Here is a 16685-nt window from a genome sequence, read left to right on the forward strand (position 1 = left end):
GTAGGTCGTTTGTAATAATATCGTCGATGCCGATCCGACTGATCGGTTGTAATCGTTATGGTTACATATTTGCGGTGGCCTGCTGCCTCCACTTCCATTGGACAAGACTCCCGCCACCCCCGCCTGATCGGAGCCATGAACTTGAAGTCCACCTGTTTTCGTGGACACCCGGAGGCTTCAGACGGAGGTGTCGGGGATGCCGGAATTCAGGGCGCCCTACCCCTGGAAGTGCCGGCGGCCGCGCCGTTATGCGCCGCCCTCTCCTGGTCGGTGCGGTTGATCCCGGGCTCATGCCGGCAGGCCGCGGTGACGCCGGCCTTGAGGTTGTCGCAGATGAGTTGCCCCGCCGCGCTGCCGAAGAAGGCGAACGCATTGACGTGGCAGCCGACCCAATCCGCCAGCCCCTGGCTCCACCGCACCTCCGCGTAGATCAGGCTGGAGGCGCCGAGCAGGGCCACGAAAAGCTGTGCCTGCCGCACCTCGCCGGGTCGATCAGCCGTGGCAAATCCGCGAGCAACTCAGCTGGCAACCGCCATGGGCGACACGCCGTCCTGAACTGTGGCGAGCCGTCGGGCGCGGGCGGCGCCTACCATGCGCCAGGATGCCGACCGGATCATGGGAGCAGGCGGTGGTCACCCTTGGGGAGTTCGCGACGGTCCTGGATCTCGCCCGGCAGGGCCTCAGCGTCTCGGCCATCGCGGGGCGCTCCGCTACGCTCGCCCAGGGGCTTCGCTTCGCGCCCCGGGCTCCGTCCCTCCTACACCACGCCCCGGAACACGACCTAGGATCACCTCGGCGGTGAACTGCCGGCCCTTGAAGGTCTACTCCGCTCGAAGCTTCTGCAGTTGTCGTCCAGCAATGCCGAAGCTTCGCCTCAACCTGACCGGGCAGCAAAGGATGCAACAGAACCGCCGCCGCTTCAGCAACCGACTTTCTCTCCGCCGTGCACAAGCCTCGGGGTGTCCACGAAACCGCGTCAACCCCGACTCCAACTGGGCCCGAACCGAGGCACCTCGCGCGCTGCCGTAGAGTCAACAAGAGTCTTCGAGCAGTCGTCGCAATGCTGTGCGACCGTCACGCGGGGTCAGCCGGTTGCGGGCACGCGGCATCACGCCGCGCCATCAAGTGCGGCGCGAGCCCGTGAACAGGCGGCGCGGGCAAGCGGGGACAACAATGGCGATGGCTTCTTGAGCTCTCGGCGCTACCTGGAAGGCCTGCTGGCGACGGAGGACAAGGGGCAATGAACATCCTGCCGACTGGCGGCCGCGGCTTCGTCGGCTCCGCAGTGATCGCTGGCTGGTCCGCACCACAGACCACGTGGTTGTAGACGTGGACAAGGAGACCCACACGGCGAGCAACGACGCTCTGGAGGGGGCGCGCGGGCATCGGCGGCATGTCCACCTCAAGGCAGACATCTGCGATGCGGAAGAGGTGCGCGCAGCCTTTTCCAAATGACGTCCGCAAGTGTTGATGTACCTGGCTGCCGAAAGCCGTGTGTACCGCGCGATCAAGGGGCCGGCGGAGTTCATCCGCACCAACGTCGCGGTGCGCAGGTGCTGCTCGAGGCGGCGCGCGAGCGCCTGACTCCCGGCGCCCGGATCCCAACCTGCGCTCGCAGCGCCTGCACGTGAGTCTAGAGCGGGTGCATCAGCGCGTCCTTCTGCTCGGGGGAAAGGGTCAACAGGTCGGGCAGGCGCTCCATCCCGATCGTGAATTAACGCCGCCGTGGTCACGTCGAGTACGCCAACGCATCCCTGTTCCGCACGGTCGGTTCCAAAGGAGAGGGAGTTGAGCGGTTACGACGCAGCTTCTGTCAGATTTACAGACGCGAAGGCTTCTTCATGAGTTCCGTCCCAAAAATCAGCGATGCGCTGCCGTATGCGGTGGCGCATTCAATTATTTCGGCTCAATCAGTTGCAGCACGCGTGAAAGCCGCCGGCAAAAAACCTATTGTCCATTTCGGGCAACCCTATCGAGGCCAGAAAATTCTATTGCTGGCGCTATATGAAAAAGGGCGCCTGCGCCCTGACATTGAAAATTTGGTCGCGACGGCTAAATCACTGGATATGTATGTATTGGCAGTCAATACATTGAGCCTGCTTGATCCAGATCGCCTGAGAGACAAGATCGACTGTTATATCGAGCGACCGAATTTCGGGCGTGATTTCGGCAGCTATAAAGCAGGATTTTTGCACGCCTATCGGAACGAGTGGATGCGACAATGCGAACGGTTGTTGATGCTCAACGACAGCCTGTTCTACAGCAAATCGAATCTCGAGCCATTTCTGCGGCAGATGATTGATACGCGCATCGAGGTTTTGGGCGCTACCGAGAACCACGAAATAGAGCACCACGTGGGATCTTTTTGCATATCCATCGGCCAAAGCATACTTCAGCAGAACCAGTTCAGGCGATATTGGGAGAATTATTCAAACACAGATATTAGACCAAAAGTAATAAAAAGGGGTGAGATGAAGCTGTCAAAGACACTACGTGGCTGTGTCAGCTCCCCAGATCAATTCGCGGCGCGCTTTAATCTTTCCTGGCTGGCCAGCCGCCTCACGGAAGATCGAGAATTTCTGTCTCGCATTTCCGAATTCTATCGCGTCTGCGAAATCAATGGCTGGAAGCGACCATCTTTAAAAGCAGCCGCCGGGCGCCTGATGAATAAATACCTGCATATTGATCCAGGCTTGGCGAATATTGAGGCTAGCATAGAAGCGAACTTGGAAGCCAAGACGATCTATTTCGTTGATAGAGTAGAGGGACTCATCAAGGCAATAGAAACGTGGGTTAAGGAATCAAACGTGGAGAACCTCAAAGAACGAGTCTTCGAAGAGGTTAAAAACGATCTGATGGAATGCTTTCTGAGCGGCTCTCAAATTCATCAGAACAACATTCTTCTTCATCACCTTGGCATGCCGCTCGTGAAGCTCGATGCGCTTTATCGCGGCATGCTTTCGGTGGCGGATGTGGAAAGTATTGCACATCAATTGAGCGCGCAGGAGTCGAATGACTTCAGACGCCTGATGTTTTCCAAACCCTATGGCGGCAACTACCTCGTTGGATGGAAACGCGCGGCATTTTACCGGGGGTTGATCTGAGATGCGCATTTCCTTACTGCCTGCATTGACCTCGACCGAGCGGGGGGGGGCACTGATTTGCTCGACCTGACCGCAACGGAGGCGCTTCGAGATAAGAACAGAGCGCTTGCCCTATCTGCTGGTCCTCTATCACGCGAAAAGAGGCCATCGATCAATACGAAACGGCAAGAATCTGCTCCTGGAGAGCGTTCCGAGCCCAATCCCAAGGCGAGTATTTTGTTCCTTGTACGGAACGACTGGCGACAGCTGGGGGTGATACTCACCAGGAGGCTGGGCATGGTCGAGTTGGTGCTTGGCGAGGATAGCGTGCCAGGTGGCGCGGTTGCGGACGTCGTCCACTGGTCGCCGGCGCATGCGACGAGCGTGACGGAAGAATGCGAACTGTTGATCGCCACGCGCCAGGACCGCAGGCAGCGGGCCGAGTGGAACGATGCGGCATCACCACGCGGGCGGATGCCGAAGACGTCGTCGGCGCGCCAGTTCATGCAACGCAAGCATCGGACAAAGCGCGGTGCCGCTAGCTACGCCCTGCGTGGCGCCTCGGTAGAGCCGGTGTTCGGCCAGCTAAAGAGCCGCCAGCGCGCTGGGCAGTTATCTTTTCACGGCCTCGCGGCGTGCAAGAGCGAGTGGGATCTGCAGGCCGCCCCGCACAATCTTCACAAGCTAAGCCAGGACTCTGTCCGGCGCCGCGCGGCAGGGAGCGACATGGCCGAAACGCGCGCGGATAGGGCCTGAAATGCCGCAGGTCAGTCAACCATACGCCGCCCGCGGCGGACATGATGCTGCCAACCAGCCCGCCACGGTCGTTGCGCAACCGTCTCCCCGACCCGTTGCGAAGAGGAATGACGCTTCAGGCATGGTCGTGCAGCCAGCCCCGCTTCCTATCGTTGTAGACCTGGACAATACCCTTCTGCGGACCGACACGCTGGACGAGACATTTGTGCGTGCCCTTTTCCACCAGCCCGCCACGGCCACCGCTGCGCTCTTCGCCATGCCCCGCGGCAGGCTCGCCGTAAAGGAGGTCCTGGCCCGCGCGGTCCCGCTCGACCCGGCCAGCCTGCCGGTGCGCGCGGACTTGCTCGCCTGGCTGCGCGGCCGCGCTGCGGAAGGCCACGCGCTGCATCTCTGCACGGCGGCGCATCAATCGGTTGCCGATGCGGTGGCGGGGCATCTTGGCCTCTTCGAGAGCGTGACCGGCTCCACCGAGCACAACCTCAAGGGGTGCTCCAAGGCCGCAGCCCTGACGAGCGCTTTTCCCGGCGGCTTCATCTATGCTGCCGACAGCCGCGCTGACCTCGAGGTATGGCGACAGGCGGCCGGGATCGTCCTGGTCAACGCCGCGCCGGCGACGGCCGCAGCAGCACGGCGGCTCGGCCCACCCATCATTGCCGAGATTGTGGGCGAACAGGCCACGCCGCGAGACTGGCTTCGCGCCGCTAGGCTGCACCATGCCCCGAAGAACCTGGTCGTCTTCTTGCCTCTTGTGCTGGGCCAGGGCTGGCGGGACATGGGCAGTGTGATGGAGGCCCTGCTGGGCTTCGCACTGCTGCTGCTTCTCACTTCCTCCACCTACCTGCTGAACGACTTGGCAGACCTGAGCGCCGACCGCGCCCATTGGTCAAAGCGCCATCGGCCCATCAGCAGCGCGCGCATCTCGATCCGTGCCGCTCTCGCCAGCGGCCTGGGCGGTGTCTCGGTCGTACTGCTTGCGGGCCTTCTGGTCTCCGTGCCGCTCTTCATCGGCCTCGCCGCCTACCTGGTGCTGACGCTCGCCTATTCCTTCGGGCTGAAGCGCGTGCCGTTGCTCGACACGCTCATCATCGCGCTGCTCTTTGGCCTGCGCATCCTGGTGGGCGTGGCCGCACTGGGGCAGCCGGTCTCGCCCTATTTGATGACCTTCGCGCTGTTCTTCTTCTTTTCGCTTGCGACTGCGAAGCGGCACACCGAGATCCTGCGCGCCCGGCCGGATGGCGCGGCCGCGCTGGCAGCCCGCGGCTACCGGCCAGCCGATTCGGAGCTGACGCTCATGGTCGGCGTAGCCTCGGCGCTTGGCTCGCTGATCGTGCTCGTGGTCTATCTGATGCAGGATGCCTTCGTGCGCGTGCCTTATGCCGATCCCTCGTGGCTCTGGGTGCCGCCCCTGCTGATCGCCATCTGGATGGGGCGCATCTGGCTGCTGTCGCATCGCGGCGAGATGCTGGACGACCCCGTGAGCTTCGCCATCCGTGACCGGACAAGCTGGGTCCTAGGGACGGCGGTCGGTGTCGCCTATCTGCTCGCCCTATGAGCCGAGTGCGTGGTGTCGAGACCTCGGAGCTAACAAGCTGGGGTCGCCTGCTGCGGCCGCAGCAGCTTGCCTTCGTTCCCTCCTGGCCGGACGAGTTGCCGGCGACGCTGCGTGCGGCGGCGGCAGCGCGGCCGGAGCATGGCGTGCTGCCCATGGGCTTGCGCCGTTCCTATGGCGACAGCGGGCTCAACCCCGACGGTGCAGTGGTGCTGACCGCGGGCCTGGACCGCACCATCGCCTTCGATCCTGAGGCGGGAATCCTACGCGCCGAGGCCGGGCACAGCCTCGAAGCGCTGCTGGCCTGGTTGGTGCCGAACGGCTTCTTCTTGCCGGTCACGCCGGGCACGCGGCATGTCACGCTGGGTGGCGCTGTGGCCAACGATGTGCACGGCAAGAACCACCACGGCGCAGGTACCTTCGGGCGCTGGGTGCGGGCGATTGGCCTGCTGCGTTCGGATGGAGCGGTGCACACGCTGGTGCCGGGCGACGCGCTCTTCGCTTCCACAGTCGGCGGCCTTGGCCTTACCGGGCTGATCACCTGGGTCGAGCTGACGTTGCTGCCCATCGCCAGTTCCCGGATGGAAGTGGAAGACGAGGTCTTCGAGGATCTGGACGGCTACTTCCGCTTGGCGGAGGCCTCGGCGACCTGGGACTACACCGTGGCTTGGGTGGATTGCCTGGGGCAAGGCGCGGCCCTCGGGCGCGGCATCTTCTCTCGCGGTCGGCATGCGACCGCGGGCGGGCTTCGCGCCGAGGAGCCAACCAAGCTGTGGCGAATGCCGCTAGACGCGCCCGGTTTTGCGCTGAACCGCCTCACGCTCACTGCCTTCAACACGCTCTATTTGGCTATGGGGCGATGGCGTTCGGGGCGCGCGCGCAACGCCCCCTACCTCTCCTTCTTCTATCCGCTGGACGGCATTGCGGAATGGAACCGCCTCTATGGCAAGCGGGGCTTCTTCCAATACCAGTGCGTCGTCCCGCCCGCTGCCTCGCGCGATGCAGTTCGCGAGATGCTGACCACGACCGCCGCGGCCGGCGAGGGATCTTTCCTCGCCGTGCTTAAGAACTTCGGCGCGCTGCCTTCGCCCGGGCTGCTCTCCTTCCCGATGGAGGGCACGACGCTGGCGCTTGATTTCGCCAACAAGGGCACGCCGACACTGGCGCTGCTTGCCCGGCTCGATGCGATCACGCGCGAGGCGGGGGGACGGCTCTATCCTGCCAAGGATGGTCGCATGTCGGCCAAGATGTTCCGCGCCGGCTACCCGGCGTGGGAACGACTGAAAGAGCACATGGATCCGCATTTCTCTTCCGCCTTCTGGCGGCGCGTGTCCCAGCCATGACGGCGCCGCGACGCGTCCTGATCCTGGGCGGCAACTCGGGCATCGCGGTGGCGGCCGCGCGGCTCTATGCCGCCGAGGGCGCCGCGATCGGGCTGGCTGGGCGCGATGGCGCGCGGCTGGAGGCGGTGGCCGCCGATCTCATGGCGCGCGGTGCCACCGTAGCCCCGATCTTCGTGCTCGACCTCGCAGACGAGGCCGATCCGGCGGCGCGGCTCAGGGAGATGAATGCCACGCTTGGCGGCCTGGACGACGTTCTGCTGGCTTATGGCAGTATGGCCCCCCAGGCCGAGAATGAGCGCGACTTGGCCGCCGCACGGCACACGCTGGATGTGAACTTCAGTTCCGCCGCTCTCTGGGCGCTTGCCACCGCTGCCCTGATGGAGGCGCAGGGCCGGGGCAGCCTGATCGTGCTGGGCTCGGTCGCGGGGGATCGCGGGCGGCGCAAGAACTTCGTCTATGGCGCGGCCAAGGCTGGGATCGCCGTCCTGATTGAGGGCATCGCGCACCGCTTCGGCCGACCAGGGGCGCCGCCCGGCATCCGCGCCGTGTTGGTGAAGGCGGGGCCGACGCGCACTGCCATGACGGCGGGCATGATGCGCGAGGGCGCCACCTGGGCCGACCCGGAGGATGTCGCACGCATCATCCGACGCGCCGCCGACCGCGGCGGGCCCATCATCTACGCGCCTGGGCGCTGGCGGTCCATCATGCTGGTCATCCGCCATCTCCCCGCGCGCATCTTCAACAGGCTCGACATCTGAATGGCACGGCGAATCGTCATCACCGGCGCCGCCGGACTGGTCGGGCAGAACCTAGTGGCGCGCCTGGTCGAGCAGCGGGCGCTCGACCTCGTCGCGATCGACAAGCATCCGACCAACACGGCCATCCTGCGCCGCCTGCACCCGAGCATCACCGTGATCGAGGCCGACCTCGCCGAGCCGGGCCCTTGGCAGCAGGCCCTCGCGGGCGCCGATGCCGTGGTGCTGAACCAAGCGCAGATCGGCGGACTGCGGCGCGAGGAATTCGTGCGGAACAACCTCACAGCGACCGAGCGCGTCCTGGAGGCCGCTGCGCGCCATCGCGTCCCCTACATCGTTCACATCAGTTCCTCCGTCGTTAACTCGATGGCCCAGGACCTCTATGTGGAGACCAAGGTGGAGCAGGAGCGCATCGCGCTGGCCAGCGGCATCCCGATGGCGGTGCTGCGGCCGACGCTGATGTTCGGCTGGTTCGACCGCAAACATCTGGGATGGCTTCGCCGCTTCATGGACCGCACGCCCGTCTTCCCGGTACCCGGGCACGGCCGCTACATCCGCCAACCGCTCTATGCAGGCGACTTCTCAGCGGTCATCGCCGCCTGCCTCGACCACCGGCCCGCCGGAGTGCACGATATCTCCGGCAGCGAGCAGGTGACCTATATCGACCTGATTCGGCTGATCCACGACATAGTGCGCCCGCGCGCCCGCATCGTGCATGTGCCCTATGCCGCGTTCTGGGCAATGCTCTGGGCCTACGCGCTGATCGACCGCAACCCGCCCTTCACCACCCGGCAGCTTGAGGCGCTCGCGCTGCCGGAGACCTTCCCCGTCATCGACTGGCCGACGCTGTTTGGCGTGGCGACGACGCCGCTGCGCGCCGCGCTAGAGGAGACCTACCTCGACCCGCGCTACGGCACGCTGGTCCTGGATTTCTGAGTAGGCCTGGCATGGCGCGGATCCTTGTGCTCGGGGCCGGGCCGATGGGACTTGCGGCGGCGCACCGCGCCGTCGGGCTCGGCCACGAGGTCGATCTGCTGGAGGCCGGCGCCGTGGCTGGCGGCATGGCCGCGCATTTCGACTTCGACGGCACCTCCATAGAGCGCTTCTACCACTTCGTCTGCCGCTCCGACGCGCCGACCTTCGCGCTGATGGAGGAGCTCGGCATAGGTGACCGGATGTGCTGGATGCCGACCTCGATGGGCTATTTCATGGGCGGGCGGGTGCACCGGTGGGGGGACCCGCTGGCGCTGCTCGCCTTCCCGCATCTCGGCCTGGTATCGAAGATCCGCACCGGGCTGCAGATGTTCGTGACCACACGCGCCCGCGACTTCGCCGCGATCGAACACCTGACCGCGCGCGAATGGCTTGAGCACGGCTCCGGCCGCACCGTGTACGAGACGCTGTGGCGGCGCCTAATGGATCTGAAGTTCCACGAATTGGCAGACGGCATCTCGGCATCCTGGATCGCGACGCGCATCCGCCGCGTCGGCACGTCCCGCCGCTCCATCTTCCAGGAGGAACTCGGCTACATCGAGGGCGGGTCGGAGACGCTCGTGCAGGCCCTCGTCCAGGCGATCGAGGCGAAGGGCGGACGGATCCACCTGGGCGACGCCGCCGCGGCGGTGGAGACGAAAGGCGGGCACGTCGTCGCGGTGCGTACGCAATCGGGCCGGCGCTACGCCGCGGATGCGGTGATCTCCACCGTGCCGGTGCAGTTGGTGCCGGAACTGGTTCCGGACCTGCCGCAGGCAGCCAAGGATGCCTATGCGGCGATCCCCAACATGGGGGTGGTCTGCCTGCTGTTCCGGTTGGCACGGCCGGTGACGCGACATTTCTGGGTGAACATCGTGGACCCGGAGATCCCGATTCCGGGCATCATCGAGTTCTCCAACCTGCGCCCGCTCGATGGGACCTTCGTGTATGTTCCGTACTACATGCCGACCACGAATTCCAAATGGAGCTGGGGCGACGACGCCTTCGTGGACGAGGCCTTTGCGGCGATCCGCCGCGTGAACCCCACCCTGACGGACGGCGACCTACGCGGCGTGCGCGTCGGGCGGCTTCGGTACGCCCAGCCCGTCTGTGGCCCGGATTTCCTGGCGAAGTTGCCGCCCGTACAGACCGCTATCGGAGGGCTGCAGGTGGCCGATACCTGCTTCTACTACCCCGAGGACCGCGGCATCGCCGAGAGCGTGCGGATGGGCCGGCGCATGGCGGAGGACATGACGGCGAAGGGGCCTGTCGATGCCTGAGTTCCTGCGCTTCCTGCTGACCGGCGGCGTCGCGGCGCTGGCCAATATGGGCTCGCGCTACGTGCTGCAGCCCTTGATGGCCTTCGAGCTTGCCGTGGCGATCGCCTATCTGATCGGCATGGTCACGGCCTTCCTGCTGGCCCGCCGCTTCGTCTTCGGCGCCTCCGGCGGGCGCGTTGAGGGCGAGTTCCTGCGCTTCGCCGCCGTGAACGCGGTGTCCTTCGCAGTGGTCTGGCTGGTCAGCGTCGGGCTGGCGCGGCTGGTCTTCCCCGCCATGGGCTTCACGTGGCACGCCGAGACCGTGGCGCATGTGATCGGCGTGCTCAGCCCCGTCGCGTTGAGCTTCCGGGGCCATAAGTCCTTCACCTTCCGTCGGCGGGGAACACGATGAGCATGATCGACGGGCTGTTCGCGATCAGGCCGTACCACGCACGCTGGACCATGGCGGTACTGGCTGCTGTCGCGCTCGTTGCCGCGGTCGCCGTGGTCGCGCAACTCCTGGCAGCGCTGGTCGCGCTGCATACGGCGATTCCGGTCTGGGACCAGCTGGACCTCCCAACGCCGGGCGAAATCCAGCGCGACCTGTTCAAGCGCCATAACGAGCACCTGATCGTGTTGCCGCGGCTGGGCTTCCTACTGGACCTTGCGCTGACGCGCGGCGGAAACGGGGTGAACATCGCGACGATACAGCTGATCCAGGCCTTTCACGCCGTGCTTCTGGCCTGGGTGGCAGCGGCCGGGCGAAATGTCGCGTCGGACGATCCGGCAATCGCCACCAAGAGGCGATGGCCCGATCCGCTCGCCCTCGGCCTCTCGCTCTGCATCGTCTTCTCGGCCCAGCAATTCGAGAATCTGAGCTGGGGCTTCCAGACCCAGTTCGTCGGGGTCTTCGCCCTGGCCACCTCCTGCTTCGCCGTTCTGCTATTCGGCGGCGTTGGCGCGGGAGCGACGGCGGGGGCTTGCCTGCTCGGCGCCGCCGCTGTGCTCACCATGGCCAACGGCGTCTTCATCCTGCCGATCGCGACGGTGCTGGCTTTTCTGGCTGGCCGGCCCTGGAAGCAGGTGGCCGCGCTGAGCGTGGCCGCACTTGCTGTCGGCATCGGCTTCGTCGCGACGCATGTCCCCGTCCCAGGTCACAGTTCCCCGGGCGACGCGCTGCGGCAGCCCTGGCGGGTCGCCATTTATCTTGCGACCTATATTGGGGCGGGGCCGTTGCACGTTCTGGGAATCCCCTCTCCTGGCGGAATGCCGATCCTGGCCTCTGCCGTGATCGGCTCGGCGGGGTTGGCGCTTGCGGCGTTCCTGGGGATCCGAGCGTTGCGCATACGACAGCGCGTGGCGCCGGCCGAATGGGTGTTGCTCGGCCTCGCGGGCTTCATCGTGCTGTCGGCCGCAGCGACAGCGGCTGGGCGCTTCACCTTTGGATATGGCCAAGCCACGAGTTCGCGCTACAGCACGCCGGCGCTGCTCTTCTGGTGTGCCCTATTGCTTTGGGCCTGGATTCTTGCAGGCCGGCACAGCCCGCGGCGCGTGCTGGCTACAGGCGCAGCCATCGCCATCGTCGCCGCGCTGGCCGCCACGCAGCAGGCACGCCTGCTGCGTGGGCTGGAGGATTTTGTCGTGCAACGCTACGGCGCGGAGACGGCGCTGGTGGCCGGAGTGGACGACGAGGCCGCCTTCCGCATCATCTATCCCGCCCCGGAGATCGTGCGCCGATCGGCCGAGCGGCTGCGGGCGGCACGCCTCTCGGTCTTTGCACCCGCGTATGTCGATTGGATCGGCCGTCCGCTGAACGGCACAGTGCGTCTTCTGGCGTCCAATCGTTGTAGGGGCTTTCTCGACAACGCGACGATCCAGGATGTGGGGGCCGCCCACTTCACCACGGCTCGTGGCTGGGCCTGGGATGAGGCAGAGCGGCGGCGCATCACTCGCGTGCTGCTCGTGGACGAGGCTGGCCAAATCGTCGGCTTCGGTCGCGGCCCGCTACGTCGGTCCGACGTGCCGCGCGGTACCGAGGGCGCCGTATCGGATCCGCTTGTAGGATGGGCCGGCCACGCTACCGCCGCGCCTGGCACTACACTACGCGCCTTCGCCTTGGCGGAGCACGACGCCGCATGCCCGCTGGAGGGCGTAATCCGGGTCGTCGGCGAACGACCTCATGTGATCGGTCGTGAAGATATTGCTGGAGTGCGCCCCTAGGCGCGAGATGCAGTGCCGTGCCAGGCAGCGGTGAAGCGGGCTTCGGGAGAGCGTCGGGATGGTCTCCCGGAGGCATCCGAGGGCGTCATCGAGTGGCAGCAGGATGCGGCGCCGGAACTCGACGATGATCTTCTCCTCCGCCTCGGAGCGGGTGCTGCTGCGGGGCTGGCGCGGCCCCATCGGGGCGTTGTCAGTGCCGACCCAGCGTCGCCACTTGCCGACGGTCTTGTGGTTCAGCCCGTAGCGGGCGGCCAGGACGTGGGTCGGCGCTTTCGCCGCTTGGAGCTCGGCTCGAACTCGCGGCGTCGTTCGTGGACTTGCCTCATTTTCGTGGGGAGGCATTGGTTCAGGGAGCGGCCACCCTCTCGAACTGCGCCGGGCTTGTGAAGTCGAGGGCGGAAGGGCACCGGCCGGGATTGCAGAAGCCGTCGATTGAGCGGGCGATGGCGGCCTTGGCGTCGGCGCGTGTTTCGAAGGCGGTGCGCCAGACGAGCGCGGAATTCAGCGTCTTGAAGAACGTCTCGACCATCGCGTTGTCGTGGCAATTTCCCCACCCGGACATCGAGATCGGGATGCCGCTGGCCTTCAGTTCGGCCTGGCAGTCTGCGGAATAGCATTGATTTCCGTGGTCCGAGTGGTGGATCAGGCCTGCCGCTGGGCAGCGCATGACGACGGCTTTCCGCAGGTGCCATTCAACAGCGCGAAGGCCGACCAGACATGCGCCGGCAGCACCATGTCCTGGTGCTGACGGCGCCAGGCAGGCCGGTCCTTCCAGGCGAAGTAGCCGCTTTGGCTGACATCAAAGACGCGACACAGGCGGTGCACGGGGAAATCCTTCCTTGCCTCGTTCACGAGCTTTCAGCTCATCGCCTCCCCTCCCGGGCGAAACAGCTGTGGCGCGCTTCAGGATGTCCCGCTCCTGGCGAAGGATCTCAGTCTCCCGTCGCAGCCGCTGCAACTCCAGGCCATGTCGCGGCGCCGACCCGACCGGGGCGTCCGCCGCTCTGTCCCGGCTGCGTCCGATCCAGCAGGCCATGGGCAATAGGCCAAACCGAGATCCTCCGCGATCTCCCGCTAGGTTCGCCCACTCGTCCGGGCCAGGCGGACCACCTCTTCCTCAAACTTCTTCGTAAACCGTCGCTGCTGATTCATGGGGGTCCCCTACCATCATCGGGACCTCTCCACTTTCCCGAAGCACGTCCAGTTGGCGCCGGACATCGTCCCGGTATCCTTAATGGGCAGCAGGCTGCCATCTGCCCCCACTCCTCGTCGGCAACCCTCACAGCCAGATGCTAGCCGATGTGAGGGATGTCACACCGGTGAGCGTGATCTGAAAATCGGCCGCGCCATCGCCATCCACATCGCCGGCCAGGATCCCGCCGTCGAAGCGCAACTGGCCTGCCGCGCTGAAGCTGGCGCTGCCAATCCATTTGAAGGCCTGGTCACCCCTCGACGAGGTATTGGCGTCCATGGGACGCAGATCAATCTTATCCCCTTCGAGCGTGCTGAAATCGGTCACAACATCGCCTGCAGCCTCCAAGCTGGTTCCGAACAGGAAGCTGTCTGACCCACTCCCACCCGTCAGCCTGTCGGTGCCGAGGCCACCATCCAGTACATCGTTGCCGCCGAAGCCGAGCAACGTATCGTTGCTCGCGCCGCCGATGAGGGTGTCTTTGCCCGCGCTGCCCGCGAGGCTCACGGCCTCCGCTACATTCGTCACCGTGATGGCGACCGCACGGGCGGCGCTGCTTGCCACACCGTCATTGGCCAAGACCGTGATGTTGTAGACGTTGTTGCCGCCGGCATCGGCGGGCGCCTCGAAATTGGGTGCAGCCTTGAATGTGACTGCACCGTTCGCCGCATTGATGTCGAACAGCAAGGCATCCGTACCGCCGAGCGACCAGGCGAGCGTCGTGCCGGCATCGGGGTCGGTCGCCGTCGCCTGATAGGCCGTGCCGCTGCCGTTTTCGGCAAAGTTCGCCGTGGCGGCGGACGTGATGCTGGGCCCTTCGTTCACATTGGTGACGGTGATGGCGACCGCCTGTGCTGCGCTGCTCAACGCACCATTATTGGCTGTGACCGTGATGTCATAGACGTTGTTGCCGCCCGCATCGGTCGGAGCCTCGAAGTTCGGCGTGGCCTTGAAGGTCACCGCGCCCGTCCTGCTGATATTGAACAGCGCCGCATCGGTCCCGCCGAGAGTCCAGACAAGCGCCGTGCCGGCATAGAGGACGCTCGCCGTCGCCTGATAGGCCGCGCCGCCGCCATTTTCGGCAAAGTTCGCCGTGGCGGCGGAAGTGATGCTGGGCCACTCGTTCGCATTCGTCACCGTGATGGCGACCGCACGGGCGGCGCTGCTTGCCGCACCGTCATTGGCTGTGACCGTGATGTTGTAGACGTTGTTGCCGCCGGCATCGGCGGGCGCCTCGAGATCGGGTGCAGCCTTGAATGTGACTGCACCGTTCGCCGCATTGATGTCGAACAGCAAGGCATCCGCGCCGCCGAGCGTCCAGGCAAGCGTCGTGCCGGCATCGGGATCGGTCGCCGTCGCCTGATAGGCCGTGCCGGTACCGTCCTCGGCAAAGCTGGCCGTGGCGCGGGAGGTGACGGTCGGCGTCTCGTTCACATTGGTGACGGTAAGGGCAACCGCCTGCGCTGTACTGCTCAGCCAGCCGTCACTGGCTGTGACCGTGATGTCATAGACGTTGTTGGCGCCCGCATCGGTCGGAGCCTCGAAGTTCGGCGCGGCCTTGAAGGTCACCGCGCCCGTCCTGTCGATGTTGAACAGCGCCGCATCGGTCCCACCGAGAGTCCAGATGAGCCTCATGCCGAGATAGGAGACGTTCGCCGTGGCCTGATAGGCCGTGCCGCTACCATTTTCGGCAAAGTTCGCCGTGGCGGAGGAAATGCCGCCTGGCCCCTCGTTCACATTCGTCACCGTGATGGCGACCGCACGGGCGGCGCTGCTTGCCACACCGTCATTGGCCAAGACCGTGATGTTGTAGACGTTGTTGCCGCCGGCATCGGCGGGCGCCTCGAAATTGGGTGCAGCCTTGAATGTGACTGCACCGTTCGCCGCATTGATGTCGAACAGCAAGGCATCCGTACCGCCGAGCGACCAGGCGAGCGTCGTGCCGGCATCGGGGTCGGTCGCCGTCGCCTGATAGGCCGTGCCGCTGCCGTTTTCGGCAAAGTTCGCCGTGGCGGCGGAAGTGACGGCGGGCGCATCGTTCACATTGGTGACGGTGATGGCGACCGCATGGGCGGCGCTGGTTGCCACACCGTCATTGGCCAAGACCGTGATGTTGTAGACGTTGTTGCCGCCGGCATCGGCGGGCGCCTCGAAATTGGGTGCAGCCTTGAATGTGACTGCACCGTTCGCCGCATTGATGTCGAACAGCAAGGCATCCGTACCGCCGAGCGACCAGGCGAGCGTCGTGCCGGCATCGGGGTCGGTCGCCGTCGCCTGATAGGCCGCGCCGCTGCCATTTTCGGCAAAGTTCGCCGTGGCGGCGGACGTGATGCTGGGCCCTTCGTTCACATTGGTGACGGTGATGGCGACCGCATGGGCGGCGCTGGTTGCCGCACCGTCATTGGCCAAGACCGTGATGTTGTAGACGTTGTTGCCGCCGGCATCGGCGGGCGCCTCGAAATTGGGTGCAGCCTTGAATGTGACTGCACCGTTCGCCGCATTGATGTCGAACAGCAAGGCATCCGTACCGCCGAGCGACCAGGCGAGCGTCGTGCCGGCATCGGGGTCGGTCGCCGTCGCCTGATAGGCCGCGCCGCTGCCATTTTCGGCAAAGTTCGCCGTGGCGGTGGAAGTGACGGTCGGCGCATCGTTCACATCGGTGACTGTGATGGTGACCGCATGGGACGCGCTGTCCAGCGTGCCATCATTGGCCTTGATCGCGATTTCATAAACATTATTCGTACCCGTATCGGCCGGCGCCTCGAAGTTCGGCGCTGCCTTGAAGGTGACGGCGCCCGTGCTGCTGATGTCGAACCGCGCCGCATCGGCGCCGGAGAGTGACCAGGTGAAGCTGGTGGTGCCGTCCGCGTCGGTTGCCGTCGCCTGGTAGGCCGTGCCTGTGCCGTTCTCGGCGTAGTTGGCCGTGGCGGCGGAGGTGATGGCCGGCGCGTCGTTCTCCGCGGTGACGGTCACGGTGATCGTCGGCAGTGGCGTTGTGTTGCGCCAAACCAGGAACGTGCCATTGGTCATACCCGAGATGAGGTCGAGCCGGCCGTCGGCGTCCAGGTCCTCAAAGCTCGGCGTGCTGTAGCTCCCGACATCGAAGCCGTTGAACGGGTTGTCGGTGCCGGTCAGCGCGGTATAGCCGCTGCCGGTGTTGCGCCACGCCAGGAAGGTGCCGTTGCTCTCGCCCGAGACGAGGTCGAGCCGTCCGTCGGCGTTCAGGTCCACGAAGCTCGGCGCGCTCATGCTCCCGACATCGAAGCCGTTGAAGGGATTGGCGGTGCCTGTCAGCTCGGTGTAGCCACTGCCGGTGTTCTGCAACGACGGGAAGTAGCCGTAGCTCATGCCTGAGACGAGGTCGAGCCGTCCGTCCGCGTTGAGGTCCACGAAGCTCGGCGTTCTTCTGCTCCCTAAAATGAAGCCGTCGAAGGGATTGGTGGTTCCGGTCAGCTGCGTGTAGCCGCTGCCGGTGTTCTGCCACGCCAGGAAGGTGCTGCTGCTCGCGCCCGAGACGAGGTCGAGCAGGCCGTCGCCGTCCAGGTCCACGAAGCTC

At 65.3% G+C, this 16685-nt stretch carries 12 protein-coding genes and 2 pseudogenes; 10 read left to right on the top strand and 4 right to left on the bottom strand.

Annotated elements, in window-relative coordinates; genetic code table 11:
- Positions 1-206: 206 nt before the first annotated feature.
- Positions 207-458 carry a hypothetical protein gene (locus ACTIE5_RS15455; protein ID WP_439550591.1) on the bottom strand — a complete coding sequence of 84 codons (252 nt, stop codon included), beginning with the start codon at positions 456-458 and terminating at the stop codon, positions 207-209.
- Positions 459-1329: 871 nt separating this feature from the next.
- Between ACTIE5_RS15455 and ACTIE5_RS15460 the strand changes: the two genes are divergently transcribed.
- The 10 genes from ACTIE5_RS15460 (at position 1330) to ACTIE5_RS15505 (ending at position 11937) form a co-directional block, all read left to right on the top strand.
- Entirely contained in the window at positions 1330-1455 is a 126-nt protein-coding gene (locus ACTIE5_RS15460) for a hypothetical protein (RefSeq protein ID WP_439550592.1), read from the top strand.
- Positions 1456-1841: 386 nt separating this feature from the next.
- Positions 1842-3104, top strand: coding sequence for a rhamnan synthesis F family protein (locus tag ACTIE5_RS15465; protein WP_439550593.1), 1263 nt, complete (start codon positions 1842-1844; stop codon positions 3102-3104).
- Between the two features lie 276 nt (positions 3105-3380).
- Complete coding sequence (locus tag ACTIE5_RS15470) at positions 3381-3839, top strand: transposase (protein ID WP_439550594.1); 459 nt, start codon at positions 3381-3383, stop codon at positions 3837-3839.
- 121 nt (positions 3840-3960) lie between these two features.
- Positions 3961-5391 carry a UbiA family prenyltransferase gene (locus ACTIE5_RS15475; protein ID WP_439550595.1) on the top strand — a complete coding sequence of 477 codons (1431 nt, stop codon included), beginning with the start codon at positions 3961-3963 and terminating at the stop codon, positions 5389-5391.
- A 5-nt stretch (positions 5392-5396) separates the two neighbouring features.
- A complete protein-coding gene (locus ACTIE5_RS15480) occupies positions 5397-6731 on the top strand; it encodes an FAD-binding oxidoreductase (RefSeq protein WP_439550596.1) in 1335 nt (444 codons plus the stop codon).
- Complete coding sequence (locus ACTIE5_RS15485) at positions 6728-7489, top strand: SDR family NAD(P)-dependent oxidoreductase (RefSeq protein ID WP_439550597.1); 762 nt, start codon at positions 6728-6730, stop codon at positions 7487-7489. The genes ACTIE5_RS15480 and ACTIE5_RS15485 overlap by 4 nt, the downstream gene beginning before the upstream one ends.
- Positions 7490-8422 (top strand): NAD-dependent epimerase/dehydratase family protein, encoded by a 933-nt coding sequence (locus ACTIE5_RS15490; RefSeq protein ID WP_439550598.1) that lies wholly within the window; start codon positions 7490-7492, stop codon positions 8420-8422.
- 11 nt (positions 8423-8433) lie between these two features.
- Entirely contained in the window at positions 8434-9738 is a 1305-nt protein-coding gene (locus ACTIE5_RS15495) for an NAD(P)/FAD-dependent oxidoreductase (RefSeq protein ID WP_439550599.1), read from the top strand.
- Positions 9731-10129 (top strand): GtrA family protein, encoded by a 399-nt coding sequence (locus tag ACTIE5_RS15500; RefSeq protein ID WP_439550600.1) that lies wholly within the window; start codon positions 9731-9733, stop codon positions 10127-10129. Before ACTIE5_RS15495 ends, ACTIE5_RS15500 begins: the two co-directional genes overlap by 8 nt.
- The gene (locus ACTIE5_RS15505) at positions 10126-11937 is read left to right on the top strand and encodes a hypothetical protein (protein ID WP_439550601.1); all 1812 of its coding nucleotides are present in this window, start codon (positions 10126-10128) and stop codon (positions 11935-11937) included. The genes ACTIE5_RS15500 and ACTIE5_RS15505 overlap by 4 nt, the downstream gene beginning before the upstream one ends.
- Here the strand turns inward: ACTIE5_RS15505 and ACTIE5_RS15510 are convergent.
- The 3 genes and pseudogenes from ACTIE5_RS15510 to ACTIE5_RS15520 form a co-directional block, all read right to left on the bottom strand.
- A pseudogene (locus ACTIE5_RS15510) lies at positions 11929-12279 on the bottom strand (IS481 family transposase); the annotation flags it as partial. The gene ACTIE5_RS15505 and the pseudogene ACTIE5_RS15510 sit on opposite strands and share 9 nt — an antisense overlap.
- 4 nt (positions 12280-12283) lie before the next feature.
- Positions 12284-13089, bottom strand: a pseudogene (locus tag ACTIE5_RS15515) (hypothetical protein).
- A gap of 127 nt (positions 13090-13216) precedes the next feature.
- Positions 13217-16678, bottom strand: coding sequence for a VCBS domain-containing protein (locus ACTIE5_RS15520; protein ID WP_439550602.1), 3462 nt, complete (start codon positions 16676-16678; stop codon positions 13217-13219).
- Between the last annotated feature and the right edge of the window lie 7 nt (positions 16679-16685).

It is taken from the genome of Falsiroseomonas sp., assembly GCF_051859025.1.
In the GTDB taxonomy this organism is placed as follows: Bacteria; Pseudomonadota; Alphaproteobacteria; order Acetobacterales; family Acetobacteraceae; genus Falsiroseomonas.